Origin of the sequence: Campylobacter devanensis (genome assembly GCF_002139915.1) — a bacterium.
Lineage (GTDB): Bacteria > Campylobacterota > Campylobacteria > Campylobacterales > Campylobacteraceae > Campylobacter > Campylobacter devanensis.
Map to the genome: position 1 here is coordinate 981,676 of NZ_CP018788.1, position 19,322 is coordinate 1,000,997.

Annotated in this window: 15 protein-coding genes and 1 pseudogene; 7 read left to right on the forward strand and 9 right to left on the reverse strand. The window is 31.3% G+C overall.

Annotated features, from left to right (window positions below; translation table 11 throughout):
* Window positions 1–8 precede the first annotated feature (8 nt).
* From wecC to CIGN_RS04925, 5 genes are all read left to right on the forward strand, one after another.
* Window positions 9–1,217 carry a UDP-N-acetyl-D-mannosamine dehydrogenase gene (gene wecC, locus CIGN_RS04905; RefSeq protein ID WP_086302543.1) on the forward strand — a complete coding sequence of 403 codons (1,209 nt, stop codon included), beginning with the start codon at window positions 9–11 and terminating at the stop codon, window positions 1,215–1,217.
* Window positions 1,218–1,227: 10 nt separating this feature from the next.
* The gene (locus CIGN_RS04910) at window positions 1,228–3,759 is read left to right on the forward strand and encodes a glycosyltransferase (RefSeq protein ID WP_086302547.1); all 2,532 of its coding nucleotides are present in this window, start codon (window positions 1,228–1,230) and stop codon (window positions 3,757–3,759) included.
* Window positions 3,749–5,698 (forward strand): heparinase II/III domain-containing protein, encoded by a 1,950-nt coding sequence (locus CIGN_RS04915; RefSeq protein ID WP_086302548.1) that lies wholly within the window; start codon window positions 3,749–3,751, stop codon window positions 5,696–5,698. Before CIGN_RS04910 ends, CIGN_RS04915 begins: the two co-directional genes overlap by 11 nt.
* Window position 5,699: 1 nt before the next feature.
* Entirely contained in the window at window positions 5,700–7,400 is a 1,701-nt protein-coding gene (locus CIGN_RS04920) for a discoidin domain-containing protein (protein WP_086302549.1), read from the forward strand.
* A gap of 89 nt (window positions 7,401–7,489) precedes the next feature.
* Window positions 7,490–8,206 (forward strand): hypothetical protein, encoded by a 717-nt coding sequence (locus CIGN_RS04925; protein WP_143297685.1) that lies wholly within the window; start codon window positions 7,490–7,492, stop codon window positions 8,204–8,206.
* A 169-nt stretch (window positions 8,207–8,375) separates the two neighbouring features.
* On the opposite strand, the gene CIGN_RS04930 is transcribed toward CIGN_RS04925, so the two are convergent.
* On the reverse strand, window positions 8,376–9,365 hold the full coding sequence (locus CIGN_RS04930; protein WP_086302552.1) for an isopenicillin N synthase family dioxygenase: 990 nt from the start codon (window positions 9,363–9,365) through the stop codon (window positions 8,376–8,378).
* Window positions 9,366–9,832: 467 nt separating this feature from the next.
* On the opposite strand from CIGN_RS04930, the pseudogene CIGN_RS08415 reads away from it, so the two are divergent.
* Together CIGN_RS08415 and CIGN_RS08300 are read left to right on the forward strand one after the other, a co-directional pair.
* Window positions 9,833–10,138, forward strand: a pseudogene (locus CIGN_RS08415) (methyl-accepting chemotaxis protein); the annotation flags it as partial.
* Window positions 10,139–10,168: 30 nt separating this feature from the next.
* Complete coding sequence (locus CIGN_RS08300) at window positions 10,169–10,615, forward strand: CZB domain-containing protein (RefSeq protein WP_236844801.1); 447 nt, start codon at window positions 10,169–10,171, stop codon at window positions 10,613–10,615.
* 5 nt (window positions 10,616–10,620) lie between these two features.
* Here the strand turns inward: CIGN_RS08300 and CIGN_RS04940 are convergent, their stop codons facing one another.
* The 8 genes from CIGN_RS04940 to CIGN_RS04975 all read right to left on the reverse strand — a co-directional run bounded on the left by CIGN_RS04940 (window position 10,621) and on the right by CIGN_RS04975 (window position 19,199).
* On the reverse strand, window positions 10,621–11,610 hold the full coding sequence (locus CIGN_RS04940; RefSeq protein WP_086302557.1) for a hypothetical protein: 990 nt from the start codon (window positions 11,608–11,610) through the stop codon (window positions 10,621–10,623).
* Window positions 11,611–13,503, reverse strand: coding sequence for a methionine--tRNA ligase (metG, locus tag CIGN_RS04945; protein WP_086302559.1), 1,893 nt, complete (start codon window positions 13,501–13,503; stop codon window positions 11,611–11,613). It abuts the gene before it with no gap.
* Between the two features lie 18 nt (window positions 13,504–13,521).
* Complete coding sequence (locus CIGN_RS04950) at window positions 13,522–13,839, reverse strand: hypothetical protein (protein WP_086224248.1); 318 nt, start codon at window positions 13,837–13,839, stop codon at window positions 13,522–13,524.
* Window positions 13,832–14,665 (reverse strand): class 1 fructose-bisphosphatase, encoded by an 834-nt coding sequence (locus CIGN_RS04955; RefSeq protein ID WP_086302561.1) that lies wholly within the window; start codon window positions 14,663–14,665, stop codon window positions 13,832–13,834. Before CIGN_RS04955 ends, CIGN_RS04950 begins: the two co-directional genes overlap by 8 nt.
* A gap of 1 nt (window position 14,666) precedes the next feature.
* A complete protein-coding gene (locus CIGN_RS04960) occupies window positions 14,667–15,227 on the reverse strand; it encodes a molybdopterin-guanine dinucleotide biosynthesis protein B (protein ID WP_086302563.1) in 561 nt (186 codons plus the stop codon).
* Between the two features lie 66 nt (window positions 15,228–15,293).
* Window positions 15,294–16,391, reverse strand: coding sequence for a succinyl-diaminopimelate desuccinylase (gene dapE / locus CIGN_RS04965; RefSeq protein ID WP_086302565.1), 1,098 nt, complete (start codon window positions 16,389–16,391; stop codon window positions 15,294–15,296).
* 1 nt (window position 16,392) lies between these two features.
* Complete coding sequence (locus CIGN_RS04970) at window positions 16,393–17,001, reverse strand: LysE family translocator (RefSeq protein ID WP_086302567.1); 609 nt, start codon at window positions 16,999–17,001, stop codon at window positions 16,393–16,395.
* A complete protein-coding gene (locus tag CIGN_RS04975) occupies window positions 16,998–19,199 on the reverse strand; it encodes an endonuclease MutS2 (RefSeq protein WP_086302569.1) in 2,202 nt (733 codons plus the stop codon). The genes CIGN_RS04970 and CIGN_RS04975 overlap by 4 nt, the downstream gene beginning before the upstream one ends.
* Window positions 19,200–19,322 lie beyond the last annotated feature (123 nt).

Consider the following 19,322-nt stretch of genomic DNA (forward strand, 5'->3'; position numbering starts at 1 on the left):
AGATTAATATGGAAAAAGTAAAAAATATTTGCGTAATAGGCTTAGGCTATATAGGACTACCTACTGCTGCACTTTTAGCAAATAATGGTTATGTAGTTCATGGTGTTGATATCAATCAAAACGCAGTTAATACTATAAATGAAGGTAAAATACATATAGTAGAGCCCCAGTTGGATAAATTTGTATATGATGCTGTAAAATCTGGCAAATTAAAAGCTGATACCAAGCCTTGTGAGGCAGATGTATTTATAATAGCAGTTCCAACTCCATTTCATCACAATAATGATGATATTCCTACTCCAAATTTAGACTATGTAACAGCCGCCACACAATCCATACTTCCTTATATAAAAGATGGAAACATAATAATATTAGAATCAACATCACCTGTTGGGACAACAGATATGATAGCTAATATATTAAAAGATAATAAAATCAATATAGATAAAGTTTTTATAGCTCATTGTCCAGAGAGAGTTTTGCCAGGACATATAATGAAAGAGCTAGTTTATAACGATAGAATAGTAGGCGGTATAACCAAAGAAGCTACAGAAAAAACAGCTCTATTTTATAAGAGCTTTGTCAAGGGTGAAGTATTACAAACAGATGCTAAAACAGCAGAGATGAGCAAGTTAGTTGAAAACAGTTTTAGAGATGTAAATATAGCTTTTGCTAATGAGTTATCACTAATTTGCGATAAGCTTAATATTGATGTATGGGAGCTTATAAAACTTGCTAATAAACACCCTAGAGTAAATATTTTGACACCTGGATGTGGAGTAGGAGGCCATTGTATAGCAGTAGATCCTTGGTTTATATGTAGCAGTGTGCCTGAATACTCTAAACTTATAAAGACGGCTAGATTGGTAAATGATTCTAAACCTAAATATGTAATATCTAAAATAAAAGAAAAAATAAAAGATATAAAAAATCCAAAAATAGCCTGCCTTGGTCTTGCATTTAAACCAAATATTGATGATTTAAGAGAGAGCCCAGCTGTTTTGATAACAGAGGAGTTATCACAAATTCCAAATTCTCAAATTTACGCAGTTGAGCCAAATATAAAATCTCTACCAAAACAATTAAACAAAGATAACATTCATCTAACTTCATTAGATATAGCATTAAAAGATTGTGATGTTATAGTAGCCCTTGTAAAACATAATGAATTTATAGGACTTAAATCAAACAAAATTGTAGATTTTGTGAATTTGTAAGGAAAATAGTATGAATATAGATAATAGAGATGTTGTGAATATTGATGATGCAACTAAAATTGATCAGTTGCAAAGAGAAATTTTAAGACTAGAAAAAGAGTTAGAAGATTATAAAGGTGCTAGATTAAAATATAAAAGATTGGCTACAAGATTGCAAAAAGAGTTAGAAGATTATAAAGGTGCTAGATTAAAATATAAAAGATTGGCTAGTAGTTGGGAATTTAAATATAATAAGTTAAATAATAGTACTCTAATAAAAATTTCTAGATTATTAAAAAAACCATTTAATAATAAATTATTTAAAAAAAGATCAAAACATATAAAATTAGAATTATCAAAAAAAGACAATATACCATCCATAAAACTAGATTACGACAATGTTGCTTTTGAAAAATTACAAAATTTTGGTAATAAAGACAAACCAGTAATACTTATCTATGGCGACATTAGTTTAAATGTAGTTGATGGCTCATCTATTTGGCTTAGTAATATATATAATTTGGCAATCAGTGCTTGTGATGTGATATTACTATCAAAGCAAAATATACAAAGCAATCTGATTACTTCAAATTTTATAAAAAATGATAATCAAAGTATAGTTTTAGAACCAAAAGATTTTGGCGAAAGTGAATTTAACATAGAAAATGCTATAAAAGCTTTAGTGGCAATTGATTCATTTGTGCCTAATATTCAATTATTGGTTACTAGAGGCTTGGAGCTTAATGTAGCAATATGTTCAAATAATGTTTTTAAATATAGGTTGGTGCCTTATTTAACAGATTTTTATACCATCACGAACAAAGGTCTAGAATATAAAGATGATATAGAAAATAAACTTGATTTAATAGCCAAACAAGCTAAGATTTGGCTATTTCAAACGCCTAATATTCAAAATGAAGTTGAAAAAATCTTAGGATATAAATTAAATTCTATAAATTTTGCTCCAGTGATTCCTAAAACAAAAAATTATCAAACTGTTAAAAATGATGTGATTACTATAGCTTATGGAGGTAAAATTCAGCCAGATTGGGGAATTTTGGAATTGATAAAAGAATGCAAAGAGCTAATATCTCTTGGTTATAAGCTAAAACTTGTTATAGTATCTAGTAAAATTTCTGCTAAAAGCGATATTGTAAATGATAAAAATTTTATTCAAAATATAAATAAGCTTTTATCTGAGCCTTTTGTTGAGTATATTGATAAAGCCAATCAAGAAAAAACGCTAGAAATACTTAGCAAGGCTGATATTTTATATGGTTTTAGACCTAAGTATTTTGAAGAGCATACACTTGAGCTATCTACAAAAATTTTAGAAGCAGTAGCTCTATATAAGCCTATAATATGTTACCCAAATGATATAAATATAGAGTTATTCGGCAAGGATTATAGATATTTTATACATGATATTTATGAATTGGTTAATATATTACAAATGGATAATTTTGATATAGATAAAAATATCTATGATTCTATTATTAAAAAATACTCTTTTGACTATAGAAAAGACTCTTTTAAACAATTTTTAATAGATAGTAAAGATAAAAGACTGCTATGTATGGCTGGGCATGATTTTAAATTTATTGATCATTTTTATTCCTATATGAAGGCAAGTGGATATAGAATAAATAAAGATGTATGGGAATGGGGTGAGTGTAAAAATGAGATGAGAAGTAAATATCATTTGCAAGTTAGTGACACTATATTTTGTGAATGGGGATTAGCAAATGCTGTATGGTATTCAAATAATAATAGCAATAATAAAAAAATTTATGTAAGAGTACATGCACAAGAAATTAGAGAAAAAGCTAGAAAATTCGGATTTAGAATAAATAGTAGCAATATTACAAATTTTATTTTTGTAAGTGCTAGAGTAAGAGATGAATATATAAAAATGTTCAACTTAGAAAAATCAAAAACTAGCGTTATACCAAATTATGAGCTAAACGATGATTTTTTTATAAATAACAATAAAAAACTTGGTATAAATTTAGGTATGGTTGGCATTACGCCACAAAGTAAAAGATTGGATAGGGCAGTTGATTTAATTCAAAATTTATTAACCATATATCCTGATGCAAAATTATATATAAAAGGTCATAGACCAGAGCAGTATGAGTGGATGCACGCACCAGGACGCATAAAAGAGCTTGAATACTACAATCAACAATACCAAAGAATAAATGATAATGAAGCCCTGAAAAATGCTGTTATTTTTGATGGATTTGGCAATGATATGAGTAGATGGTATCAAAAGATAGATTTTATACTCTCTCCTAGTGATTTTGAAAGTTTTCATTATGCCTTGGCCGATGGTGTTGCTTCTGGATGTTTGCCTGTGGTATGGAACTGGGATGAGGCCAGTGTATTATATGATGGCTCTTGGATTGTAAATGATGATACTGAAGCGGTCGAAAAGATAAAATCATATTTAAATGCTGATAATATAGATGAGATAAGAAATAATAATAGAAAATTGATAATACAAAGATATGGATATCAAAAAGTGTTTAATCAAATAAGAAAGGCTATATATGAATCATAATATATTAAGAATTTTTTATCCAGAAATTTTTAGCAATTTAAAAAAAAGTAGCCTTAAAGATAATTTAGATAAATTAAAAAATAATATCCTAAAAGGTGATAAAAGGCGAAATCTAGATGATCTAAAAATAATAAATGAGAGAGATTGGGAGCAAACAAATACATTACCAGACTCAGCTGCTTGGCATTTTCATACATTAGGCAGGTCTTTATCATCAAATTTATATGAAAAGATCAGAAGCGATGAGAGCATAGATTTGGTTGTTGAGCATGTGAAAATGTGGATAAATTGGGATAAAAATAGCAAAATAAAACACGAACAAGTATACAGTGGTCATACTGTAGCATTAAGATTAGAGTTTTTATTGCTAGTATATATATTTAGACAAGATAGCCTAATACTAAAAACAATACAAGAGCATATTGATTTTTTAAAACAAAATTATGATGGCGATTGGAATCATGGATTAGATCAAAGTATAGCACTTTTAAAAGCGGCATATTTTTTTAATTTATCTGCTATAAAAGAGCTCGCTATACAAAGAATATATTCAAATTTTAATCAAACATTTGATGAAGAAGGGGTCTGCCAAGAACAAGCTATATCATATCATCATTATAATATATATAGATTTTGGCATGTAATGAAAATATTCAAATTTATAAATGAAAATTATAAAATATTTGAGAATAAATTAAATTTAGCCAATAATTTTTTACTATGGGCGATACTTCCAAACGGGTATTATTGTAATTTAGGTGATACGATATATGAAAAACCTAGTTTTGATGTTTTTACAAAAGAACAAAAAGCTTTAATTGAGCAAAATAGTAGTTTAATAAATGAGCTTTTTTATCCATCTGTTAATGGTGGGGCTGTTTTTAAAGCTGGTTATATATTTATGAGATCTAATTGGGGGGGGGTAGTGAATAATTCTTCTCCTAGGCATTTATCAACTAGATTTGGTCCAGCTAGAATTATACATGGCCATAATGATCACATGAGTATAACATATTTTGATGGCAAACCTTTGATTGTGGATGGCGGTTTTAGTGGATATTCAGATGATGCTTTTAGAAATTTTGTTAGATCTCCATTAGCCCATAATGTAGTATTTATTGAGAATCATCCAAAATTTAAATGGGATAGTGAAACATTTTTAAAAGAGTATAAAACTTACGAAAATAACGCATATTTTACATTGGAGGATACTCCCTATGATGGAGTAATAAGAAAAAGATCTGTGTTTAGCAATATAGATAATGCTACGCTCGTAATACAAGATACAATTATTTCAAATAGGGAATTTACTTATACTCAAAATTTTAATATAGATGATGATATTTTGCTAAATAATAATGGAGATATTGCACTAAATTGCGGATATATATTAAAAAATATAATTAATAAAAATGATAAATTAGAAATATCTAAAGTCAGAATGCAATATAATGGTGATAAAGTAAATATATTAGGTGGATACGCTTGTAATGTTCCAAATAATAAAGAAATTTATAATGTTCGCACTTATAAAACTGGCAAAAAAGTTGATTTTTTATCTATTTTTTCTAAAAACAAGATAGATTTAATAGATAATAATTTAATTATATGTGATAATACTTTATTTGATATTGCTAATAAAGCACAATATAAAATTAACTCTTTAAATACAACTTCACAAACAATAACTAACAATAAAAATAAAAAATCTTTTATAGAAATTGACTTGCCTTTATGGCAGTATATATTACTATATATAGAGTGTCAAAATGATGGATATTTCTATATAAAACCGAGCGATAAGATAAAATATAGGTTTAATAAATACTACATCTTAAAGGATAAAAAACAATTAGAATTTGTATTATTAGAAAATCAAAAAATAGATGTAAAAATAAATATTAACAATTTAGAATATTTAAAGTATAAGGAGAAATAATATGATAAAACCAGCTGTGGAACCAAAAGTGGTATTTCATGAGAGCGATTTAATCGATATAGCAAGTAATGGAATATGTACTCAAAGTAGTATAAGTATATATAGTCGTCAAAATGATGCAAGAAGACCTATTTTACAAAATAATACGGATTTGAGAGACTTTTCTATACATACAGCCGCTGGGCCAAATCAATGGTGGATGATAGATTTACAAAAACCACAGAGTATAGAATATATAAGAATAACTAATAGGGATAAATATAAAGAGCGGCAAAAAACATTAAAATTTGAGTTTTCTATAGACAAAGATAGTGAATTTATAGAGTTTGATAAAAGTCTTATTGATTGGAGTGACGACTTGCAATATATAACAATATATGTAGGTTACAAAATGGATATTAGATATATTCGCATTACGCAAACTGCCCAGTGGCCACTTTATTTTAAATATATAAATATTTATCAAAGAAAATTTCCATATCTTATAGTGGCTACCAGATTAGATGGTTTTGGCTCTCGCATTTTTGCCCTATTAAATGCGATGTATTTAGCTTTTAAATTAAAATCAAAATATGGGTTTACTTGGAATTCCTTTTCTAACTCATCAAAAACTATTGGCGAGCTAGATGAAAAGTATATATTTACTCAAGATTATCTTAAAAAATATAGCTATACAGACTCAGTAGTTCATAGATCTTTTCCAAGATTTAGTTTTTATGGAAGTTTTCAAGAGCTTGAATATTATCCAACTGAAAGATATGGATTTTATATGCCAAATCATTATCCATTAAATAAGCATTTCATAGATTTTGATGATAATGAATATAGAGCTTGTCTAAATAAATCATTTTATAATATAGGTTTTAACGATAGTATAAAAAATGCTATTGATATAGCTAAAAAATTATCTGATGAATTTGGAGAATTTGAATGCATTCATATCCGCAATGGAGAATGTATAGACGAGCTTATAAATTTTATTTTAAGAAGCGATGCAAATGGCAGAATTTTCCCGTTGGAACTGGTAAATATCTTGTTAAATAAACTCAGTAACAATAAGACAATAGTTTTATTTAGTCCTGATAACTCCGCTGATCTTATATGTGATATTATAAAAAATAAAAATATTATAAACTCGGCAAATTTATTTACTACTAAAACTACATATAAGCTAAATAGTATAGAGCATATTGCGTTTGATTTAGTTTTGATGAGTAAATCAGGCGTAATATATAGCAGAAAAGCATCTGTTTATTCTTTGTTAGCTTCATATATTGGTAATACCAAATTAGAGTATATAGATAATTTATTTGATGAAAATGAGATAATTTCTTTAATAAAAACATCAAATATAGATTACAATGATAATAAATTTAAAATTGCCAAATTTGCATATTTAATATATATAATGATGCAAAATAATCATCCAGATTTGGAAATTACAGTACTTGATGGGTATAAGCAGACTGGTTTTGGTATATTTTTAGCCGAATATTTAAATTATTTATTAAAAAATAGTGATACCGATAAAGCAAACTTTTTTATTAAACAGCTAAATAGTATAGATATTAACAATATGCTTAATTATCTTAACCCGCAAAATCAAAATCAAGCATTTATACAAGTTGGTGGATTAGAGTATATATCTGATATATCAAATAATTTAAAAATATTTTTTCAAGAAAATAAAATAGAATTTTAATAACAATAAAAATATTGTTTTATTTTGTCCAGATTCTAAATCTATTAAATGCTATAAAAGGGTATTTAATAGATTTAGAATACATTAATGTGCATATTTCAAATGATATTCTTAAAGACACTTTTGGATATTTGGATAAAATGTCAATGACTATTGCCGATTTTGCTCTATTGTTGAAATCTTCAAATATTTATTGTGGAGACAGCTCTATATCTATACACCTAGCTACTTTGATTAATAACAATTGTAAAGCAGTTAATATATTAAAATATTTTAATATAGATGAAATTTATGAGTGTATAACAACTAGTCCATTGATACCAAATATAACTCCTTTACAAAAAGCCGGTTCTTTATCATATATTTTTGCTAAGTCAAAAGAGCTAAATTTGGATATGAATAAACAGATAGATATATCAACTAAAGCTTCATTTCATGATTCTGAAAATTTCGCATATCCGATTATGATAGTCATAGTTTTGTTAAGATTTAATTGTTTTAAAGAGGCAAATGATCTTTTAAAGAGATACATCGATGACTCATATGAGCAAATTATAAATATTGCCTTTGTTAAATATCCTGCAGAAACAAGGGCTAGTTTGGCAAGAACACCATTAGAATACATTGAACTATTTAATATATTAGGTGTTTCTGATATAAAATCATATGAATATTTATCCTTTTTATATGCTCATTTTCTAAAATATCAAAAAGATTTTGAAAATGCTAAAAATATTTGTAAAAATATTGATGCTTCAAGGATAGATAAAAATATATTTAATGATTTTTTATCTAGTTTATCTTAAATTTATTGGTTTGTATAAATTTAAACCCTTATTTATATATTCAAGCAGTGTAATACTGCTTGAATATATAAAGTATATGGCAAGTGTCAATTAATACTATAAATAAACTTTATATATAATAAACTTCAAAGTATAACTGTAAATATATAGCTACACTTTGAATTCAAATTTAAAAACTAAATCTCTCAATTAGATCGCTATGATACTTTTTAGCTACATCTGGATGAGATCTAATCATTCTTTTAAAATAATTTTCTGCAACATTTCTAAGAAGTGGATTTTTAGGGTCTGTATCTACTCCGGTACTCTCTTTTTTAAGGTGCTCTGGCAGTTCTAAAATCGGTATATCCTTATCAAGCTGCACACCTAAAAAATATGCAATAGAAAATCTCTCATTAGGGGTTAAATTTACCCTATGGATTGTTGCTTTTAGATAGCCATTTGTAGCAAGCTCCAAAAACTCACCGATATTTACCACCACAGAGCCTTCCATTGGCGGCACATCAATCCACTCGCCATTTAATAACCCTTGCAATCCCGACTCTTTATCTTGTAAAACAAATGTTATTAAACCGCCATCTTTATGCGATCCAACACCTTGAGTGTTGCCATCAAATACTGGCGGATAGCGTAATAATTTAGCATGAGCGTAGGAATTCTCTCCATAAAGTTTATCAAAAGAGTCTTGTGGCAACTCAAGAGCTATAGCAAATCCTTTTAGAAGTTTTAAAGTCGCTGTGCTTGTTTGTTCAAACCACTCATTAAAAACAGTTTTAAGCTCTGGAATCTCTTTAGGAAATAAATTTGGGCCTTGAATTCTCATCCAAATAGGCGAGTTTATATCCCAATTTAAAGCCTCTTTATCGCTTCCAGCATCTATTTGTTCTCTATAATCCATTCCGCCATCTGTATATTCACCACCCTCTTTTGAATAACCACGAAATTGTGGCGATTTAAGCATCGAAATTTGCTCTTTTTGTTCTAAACTTAGAGCAAAAAACTCCTTGCTAAGCCTTTGAAGCTCTTTGCAAAGATCTAAATCGATACCATGATTTATCAAATAACAAGTCCCAAAAGTAGTAAATGCTCCCTTTAAATCTGCTATAAATTTTTCTTGATTACTATCTAACTCACTTAGGTCAAGTACTGGTATATTCATACTTTTCTCCTTAGTTTAAATTTAAAATTCTCATTTTATCATATCTTTTATAATAAAATAGAATATATTAACCAAATTTATGTAAAATTAATTCATAATTTATTAAGAAAAAATATAAAAAGGATAAAAAATGTTCAAATTCTTCACTAAAAAAGCGCTACTACCCCCCCATATCTTTAAACGATGAGCTTGAGCGACTACGAATACAAAACCAAGAACTCCTAAAAACCAATAAAGAACTAAAAGAACAGATAAAAGCACTCCAAGAAAACCCAAAATCTAACTACTATGAAGCATTTCATAATATTACAATGAGTATGACAAATAGCTGTGTATCAAATTTAAATCTACTCCAAAGTGAATTTAGTGACTCTATTACACTGCTAAATGATACTCAAGAACTATCAACTAAAAATCAAAAAAATACTATAAAAATTCAAGATATGCTTCTAGATGAGTTAAGCCATATGGAGGATAGATTGCAAGATTTTCATGAGACAGTAAAGCAAGTACAAAAAGATTTTGTATCTATCTCTGGTGTAATTTCGCTAATCATTGATATATCTGATCAGACAAATTTACTAGCCTTAAATGCTGCTATAGAAGCAGCACGTGCTGGAGAACATGGTAGAGGCTTTGCCGTAGTAGCTGATGAGGTTAGAAACTTAGCTGAGAGAACTCAAAAGGCTACAAAAGAGATTGAGATGAATATGGCAATAGTTCAACAAAATTTTGCTAAAATGCAATCTGCTACTGATGATGTAGTCGAGCATATGCGCTCTTTAGCTAGTCGTAATGAGACAATGAATGATGTTCATGAACTATCAAATACGATTAATTTCAACTCTCAAAAGGCGCTTTCTACTATATTTATCAGCCTTGTTAAATTAGATCACCTATTATTTAAAGTTAAAGGTTATAAGGCGATTTTTGATGAAAACTTAAATGAAAAATTTGCCGATTGCCATAGTTGTCGTCTTGGCAAATGGTATGAAACAGGACGCGGCAAAGAGCTATTTAGCAAATATCAACACTATGCTAAATTAGAACCAGTTCATAAAGATGTTCATGAAAATATCGCCAACGCACACAAAATAATGGTAGAACACGGCAAGACAAATGGGTGTTTAGATAAAATTTATAAACAACTAAATGCGGCTGAGAGTGCAAGCAAATCTGTTATAGATATTTTAAATACTCTATTAAATGAGAGAATTATGGAGTTAAAAGTTAAATTTAATAAAAAATAACTATATTAAAATAGTGTTGGCTCATCTATGCTTTGAGCCAATACAGCCTCTACATCTTCATAATTTTCAAAAACTAAAGCATATCTAAACTCATCAAGCTTTTTTATATCTTCTATATCATCATATACAAAATCAGCCATAAACGCTACACTACTACTAGCCCTAGCACAGATAATAATATCACTAAATTTCTGCCTTAAAAGCGTAGCCTCTAGCCTAAAAAGCTCTTCATCGCTTTCGCAAATTATCGCTCTATGACTTTGGCCAAATTCTTTAATCACAAAAAATTTATCAACAAAAATCGCCTTAAAATGGCTAAATTTATCAAAACTATGAACCTTAAATCCCACACTATACTCATCAAAAAACCTCATCACACAAACTAAATCTTTTATAAAAATATTAGGAAATTTAAGCTCACTATAGTAATTATTTTTAAATAAAATCGTAGTGTAAAAAAGCGATCCATTATCCATAAGCTCATAATGTAAATCGCTTAGACTATCATCGCTTAAACTTGCATGAGAAAAGCTAAGTCTATCAATCATCGCCTCATCATAGCTTAAAACTACCATATCGTTTTCTGCCTCAAGTATCTGCATAAAAGCTTTACTAATATCACAGCTAAATAGACACATCGATCTAGGTAGATATAAACACTCTAAAATCGAGCTTTGTAACTTTGTAAGATGGATGAAATTTAGCTCTTTTTGTGCTGAGAGAAATCTCATCAATCTTATCATCGCCATAACCACGCTATCAACTTTGATTATTGCTATTTCATCATCTTTGCTATTTAAGCTCAAATCAGTGATAATAGCATAAGCTCCACTTTTGATAGCGAGCAATGCGTCATCTATCGTCGCATTTAGAGCAAAATAAGCCATGCCAACTTTAACCAAATTTGGATCTAGACAAAATCCATTTATCATACTGATTTTTGGGCTATTTTTTAACTCGCCATTTAATAGCGTGGTTAGGTTTTCTATTCTCATCTATCCTACAATTGCTCCATTTTTTACACTTGCGTGAGTACCTAGAAGCGTTAGGCTCCCATCTTCAGCGCTAAGAATCATACCTTCACTTAAATGTTTAAATATCTTAGCTGGTTTTAAATTAGCTAAGACGCAAACTTGTTTGCCTATTAGGCTTTTTGGCTCATAATACTTAGCTATACCGCTGATAATCTGTCTTGGCTTCTCTTCGCCTAGATCGATTTTAAATTTAAGCAATTTATCACTACCTTCGATATTATCGCATTCTAAGATAGTTCCTACCTTTATAACACACTTTTTAAAATCATCAATTTTAATCTCTTCATCTTTTGATTTAATCTCATCTATTTTAGCCACCGGTGCTGGCGCCATCAGCTCGTGTTCTATCTTGGCAAATAGAGGAGTTGTGGCGTTGGCTTTAAAGTTGATTAAATTTGAGTTTATTATTAGCTCATTATAGCTATTTGTATTGATTTCAAATTCCAAAGTATCGGCTATTTTTTGAGCAGTTTGTGGCATAGCTGGACTTAGCAAAATAGCAACCCTAGCCAAAAGATTTGCCACCAATGCCACCAAGGCATTTGCTTCATCAAATTTATTATTCTTTACCAAATTCCAAGGCTCATATTTAGCGATAGTGGCATTTGCTATATTTAAAACCTTCCAAAGCTCTTCTAAATATCTATTTGGAGCGATATCTTCTAAACTAGCAAGTGCTTGGTCTATATGTATTTTTGAAGCTTCAAGCTCACTAGAATAAAACTCTTTTACATTATTTGAATTAATTATATTAGCTGAGTATTTTGAACTCATACCCACTATTCTACTTAGCAAATTCCCTAAATCATTGCTCAATTCGCTATTTATACGATCTATCAAGGCTCTTTGTGAAAAATCCCCATCTTGACCAAACGGCACCTCTCTTAATAGAAAATATCTAAACGCCTCTAATCCATAAGTATCGGCCACCTCTTTTGGATTTACCACATTGCCAAGGCTCTTGCTCATCTTAACCCCATCTCTAGTCCACCATCCATGCGCTGCTACGCTTACTGGTAAAGGCAAGTCAAGACTCATCAAAAATGCCGGCCAATAGACCGCATGAAAACGCAAAATATCCTTACCAACTATATGTAAGGTGTTATTCCAATACTCCATTCTCTCTTCATCTCTAGTGTATCCTAAGGCTGAGAGATAATTAACTAGCGCATCTAGCCATACATACATCACATGTTTTGGCTCATTTAGCTCTTTTGGTAGTTTAATCCCCCACTCAAAGCTGGTTCTAGTGATGGATAGATCCTTTAGACCGCCTTTTACAAAGCTTATAACCTCATTTTTCTTGCCTTTTGGTAGGACGCATTTGTCATTTTCATACCATTTTAACAATCTATCTTGGTATTTTGATAGAGCAAAAAAGTAACTCTCCTCTTTTACCAACCTAGTCTTTTTACCGCAATCAGGACAGCACTCATCATCTATTAGCTGATTAGCAGCAAAAAAGCTCTCACAACTCACGCAATAGCTACCCTCATACTCGCCCTTATAGATATCTCCATTTTTAAGCATTTTAATAAAGACATTTTGGCTAGTTACCTTATGATACTCATCGGTTGTGCGTATGAAGTGATCATAGCTTATACCAAACTCATCCCATAAGGCTTTGAATTTCGCACTTATCTCATCTGCGTACTCTTTTGGGCTTTTGCCTCTAGCCTTAGCGGCCTCTTCTATCTTTTGGCCATGCTCATCTGTGCCTGTAAGAAAAAAGACATCATCGCCCCTTAAGCGATAAAATCTAGCCAAGGTATCGCAGATTATCGTAGTATAAGCGTGTCCGATATGTGGGACATCATTGACATAATATATTGGTGTGGTTATAAATTTTTTCATCATCTTCCTTTAAATTTGTTAAAAATCAAATTGACCGCCACGGCCTTCATTCATCTTTTCATATGTGGATTTGACATAATTTTCCCTTATATCGCACTCAAAAATCCTATCACAATCCATACAACTACTTAGATTATTTGCCTTTTGGCAATCTTTGAGCCTAGCTGTGGCAATATCAAATTGTAAAATTACAAACTCCTTAATCCTATCACAGCCAAAGACCCGTTGACACTTTGAGCAGCTATCTCCAGATGAGTTTTGAGCGATACAATTTTTTAGCGCTATCTTTTTGGATTCTAGCTCATCAATAGCGCTAAATTCGGTAATTTCAGCCATTTTTGACTCTATCAATCTCAAATTTAGACCCAAAATAACAAGGCGTAGTTTGGTGAGTCTTTTCAATTTTGATATCTAATAAACTATCATTTACCCCATCAGTTGTGGCACCACCAGCCTTTTCATATATATAGGCAAATGGTAAAACCTCAAAAGCAACCCTAAGCTTGCCATTTGGCGCATCAGGCGTGGCTGGATAGCTAAATAACCCGCCGCCTTTTAGTAAAACTTGATGAAGATCGCTTACCATAGCGCCACTATATCTAAGCCTATAGCCATCATCAAATAGCGATTTTATCATAGCTCTATGAGAGTCGCTCCAGCCCTTTTGTGTGCCACCTGTGGCATTTATCTTGCCTCTGTCTTTTAACTCTAAATTTTTGATAAATTTAAACTCATTATCTCTATTTAACCTAAATAATCTCACGCTATCATCGCACACTACCATCTCAAGCCTTGGGCCATAAACTACATAAATCGCCCCTACTAAACTCCTAGCATCCAAAGAGCCTTTATAAATCCCAAATATCGATCCAACAGCGAAATTCACATCCACCAAGCTACTACCATCAAGTGGATCATAAGCTATAATATAATCTGCATTTGAGTTTATCTCTAAAATAGACTCTTTTTCTTCACTAATTATAGCCTTGATATTGCTAAGTTTTTTCAATCTATTTTCTATTATCTCATCACTTAATATATCGAGCTTTAATTGAGTATCACCTGTGGAATTTGAGCTTTTGGCATAGCTAAAATCACCATATTTTAGTAGTTCGCTAATCTCTATAGCGATCTTCTCAACTGCTTTTATAATCTCTTTCATTTTACACCTTTTTTGCGTTTTTATCTATCCATTTTATAATCTCATCTATATCTTCAAGACCAAATTTATCCCCACAAGTATCAAACTCAACATTACTAGCAAAAGCATCGCTAAATGGGATAAAATCATCTATAACCTCATCTCTAAATATAGTAATTCTAGGAAGTTTTAAGCTCTTTAAGCCCTCAATTATCAAATAATCAAACTCACCAAAATGAGCCACTAAAATCTCTAGCTCACTATCAAAATTATCCAAATTTGGCTCAAATTTCTCATTTTTATCTCTGTGTGATTGCGAGCTTATCCTATCTTTACCACCAAATAGCCCACTTTGTAAAAAAATTGATGTTCTATTTGGGCTTACTACTGCGACATCTACGCCGATACTACTATATATATAGCTATCCTTGCCAGGATAATCAAATTTCGCCTTATCACCTGGATCGTGCTTTGTTATCACAACCTTAAATCCACGAGATATAAGCTCTTTTGCTACCTTAGATATGAGCGTTGTCTTGCCGCTTCCACTAGCTCCGCTAAAAGCTACAGCCAATCTTTTAATGATATATCCTTTTTTGAATTTCTCATAATTTTAGCCAAAAAAATCTTAAAAAATGAAATTATAAATTTATTTAAAATAGCGTATCAAATCGCTAAAAACCTCATAAAGCTTCGCTACTTCATCTATGCTTACTCTCTCATTGAGTGCGTGAATTCTATCATTTACCACACCAAATTCCACCACAGGCACCCCAAAAGCCGCAAAATACCTAGCATCACTTGTCCCACCAGTCGTGCTAAGCTCAGGCCTAACCCCGCAAATTCTATTAATGCTATCTATCAAATTCGTAACAATTTTGGAATCTGCATCTGTCAAAAATGGCTTTGAACTCTCCTTAAGAGTTAGCTCATAATCAAGCCCATTAAATATATGCTCGCAATATTGCTTAACATCTTCATAGCTTGTTAGGTCTGAATTTCTGATATTAAACATTATTTTAAGCTCACTTGGCGTTACATTACAAACTTCCATACCGCCCCTAATATCAGTGATTACTATCTTTGAAGGGTCAAAATATCTACTTCCAGCATCCATATCATATCCAGCAAAATTAGCCAACACGGCACTTGCTTGATGGATTGGATTGATACATTTAGATGGATAAGCCGCATGACCTTGAATGCCATTAACCTTGATAACACCATTGATAGAGCCACGGCGACCTATCTTTATCATATCACCAATTTTATTAGTAGATGTAGGCTCGGCCACAATAGCAAAATCAGGCAAAGAGTTATTATCCTTTAGATATTTTAACGCCTCTTTAGTTCCATAAATCCCATCACCCTCTTCATCGCTTGTCAAAATAATAGTTAAACTCCCATCAAATTCCCTAGCATCCTTACACGCTTGTAGTATCGCTGCTACTCCACTTTTCATATCTTGGGCACCTCTAGCATAGATATATCCATCTTTTTGCTCTGGCTCAAATGGATCACTACTCCATCCATCTCCTGGTGGGACTACATCGATATGCCCAGCAAAGCATAAATTTAGCCCATCACCAAATTTTTTACTAAGGATTAAATTCTTAACCCCATTAATATCCAAAAGCTTAGCATCAAACTCACTCATAAGTAGCGTGATGTAATTCATAGCACCATCATCATCTGGCGTGATACTTCTAAATTTCAATAGCTCTTTTAAAAGCTCTATAACTTCCATTTTAACCCTTTAAAAATGTATTAAATATCAGCATAATAGCAAATCCCGCCATTAAAATCGCCGAGATATATGCAAATGCCATTTGAGTTTTTGCCCCTATAAATTTGCGTGAGCGACTAACTATAAAAGACAAAAACACCACCCAACTCACTATACTAACAACCAACCCGGTAAAGCCCATAATCACACTAGGCAGTATCATAAACACACCGCTAACAGAGAGCCAAAAGCCAATTATATATGGATTTAAAATATTCATTAAAGCCCCCTTAATAAAACAGCTCCAAAATCCCCCTGATAATCCAGTTTTTTGCCTAGCTAAACTCTTAGCGCTTTTTAGTGTAAAATATGCAATATATAACAAAAATAGCGCCCCAAAAATAGCTAAAATTTGAGTTAATATCTCATTTTGGCTAAATTTCAAAAGACCAAAATTAATAGCCAAAAGATAGCCTACATCTACAGCCATCGCCCCTAGACCAATAGCTAGCCCAAGGCGAAATTTAACCAAAGCATAACTCATAATCAAGATATTCACAGGCCCAATAGGCACCGCCGCACCAAAACCCAAAATAGCACCGCTTAAAAATCCCCCAATACTATCTATCATAATTTCACCACTTTACTACCAAATCCACCCTCGCTTGGCGCCCCATCTTTGAAGGCTTTGACGCTTGGATGGGATTTTAAAAACTCTTTTACGGCATACGCTAGCTTGCCTGTGCCGATACCATGCTTTATTAAAACCTCATCAAATCCTGCTATCAAGGCATCAGAGATAAATTTATCTAATCTTTCAATCGCCTCATCGCTCCTAAGCCCATGAAGATCTATCATCACGCTAGCAGAGTTTGGGCGAGATAGGCTTATATTTACGCTTTTTTGGTTATTTAATGGGCTTTGATTAGTAGGCTTTAAAAGCGATATTGGCACTCTTAGATTAACCCCATTGCTATCTATAATCGCATCATTTTTACTAAGGCTTAAGACCACGCCTTTAATCTTATCATATTTAACTCTATCACCTACTTTTAGCTCTATTGGCTCACTTAAAATCGTAGGCTTTTGGATAGATTTTGCTATGAAATTTGCGTTATTTAGGCTTCTTTGTTTCTCTTTTGTATCTTTTAAGTTTATCCCTCTTTTAGCCTCATTTATAGCTTTGTAAAATTCAGCTTCTAATGAGCTTAATCTCGCTCTTAGCGTCTCATCGGCTCTGATTTTAGCCTCTTTTAAATCCTTTAATAGCTCGTCTAATTTTAGCTCTTTTTCCTCTACGCTTTTAAGCTTTAATTTTAGCTCTAATTCTAAATTCAAAGCCTTAGATATCATCTCATTTAAATTCTCTTTATCATCGCCATAAGCGCTCTTAGCACTTGCTACAAGATTAGCTGGAATTCCATATCTACTAGCAGTCTCAAAGGCGTAAGATTTACCTATAATTCCTTTTAAAAACTCATATTTAGGGCGTGAGTTTTGCTCATCATATAGTGCGGCTATCAGCTCAACTTCGCTATTTTTAGCTAGTAGCATAGCAAGTCGTTTGTGGTGAGTGGTTATAACCATTTTAATATCGCTACTCATCATTGAAGTTAGCAATACGCTATATAGACTAGCTGCCTCTTCAAAGTCCGTTCCTAGCTCTATCTCATCTACACCGATTAAAATCTGCTTTTTGCCTAAAATTTTAGAAAATCCTAGCATTCTACCAGCAAAAGTGGATATATCATTTTTGGAATTTTGTGGATCTTCTATTATAGCCTCAAACTCCTTAAAGCTACCAATGCTAGATTTAGTGCTATTTATGCTCATAGGAAGTAGATATTTAGCTAGTAATGCCGCACTCAATATACTCTTTAATAGCATACTTTTACCACCGGCATTTACCCCAGTGATTAAGAGAATTTTACCACGAAAATCCACGCTAATACGCTTTGGATTTTTAAGTGCTGGATGGGCAAATTCGCTCAAAATTATATCTTTGCTAGAATTAGCCAAAACAAAGTTATAATCCTTGCTCTTAGCAAAGCTCACCCTAGCAATCAAACTATCTATATAATCAAAAGCTGAATTTATAAATTTCAAAAATGATAAATTTTTATGGAAAATAGCGCTAATTATCTTAGCATGCTCAAACAAAATCTCCTCTTTTTTATCTAGCAGATCGCTCTGTTCGCTCTTTAATTTACTGACAATATCAGGCAAAACATAGAAGTATCCACCGCTACTTCTAGCTATCACTGTGCCTTTTAAAGCGTGATTAAATCCGCCACGCACCAAAAGAGCTTCATTTGAGTTGATATAGTGAATTTGAGTATCGACTAGATATGGGCTTAAATGCTTGGTATAAATGAGCTTTTTTAAGCTCTCATCTATCTGCTTTTTTTTGTTTTTATAAGCTTCGTTTATAGATATTAAACGCTCATCAATGCTCTCTTTAAACTCCCCATTTTCATCAAAATAGTCACAAATTTTATCAATACTAGATGGAATTTCAATCTTATCTAGATATCCACGCATTTTATCACCGAAATTTTGCGATTTTAGGTAGTTAAAATACTCTATAATCTTGCTAAATTCATATATCTCGCTGATATGTAAAACAGCTTGTTTAGATACTCTCATCAAGGCATCATCTAAATTTGCTATCTCTTTTGGGCTTTTTAAATTTAGAGATGAAATTTCTTCTATTTTTTCATAATTTGCCTTACTATCCCCACTTATAAAAAGCGATTTAGGCCTAGCTAAAAATTCATTATACGCACTCAAATACTCGCTTAAATCCAACTTCTCAAACAGCTCTTCCATAAAACCTCGCAAAAAATAATTTAAACCTCAATTATACTAATTTTGGCTTAAATCTATCCATTTTATGAGAGTTTGAATTAAATTTAACTTATCAAATTTAAATCTAAATTTAATAAATTTAAA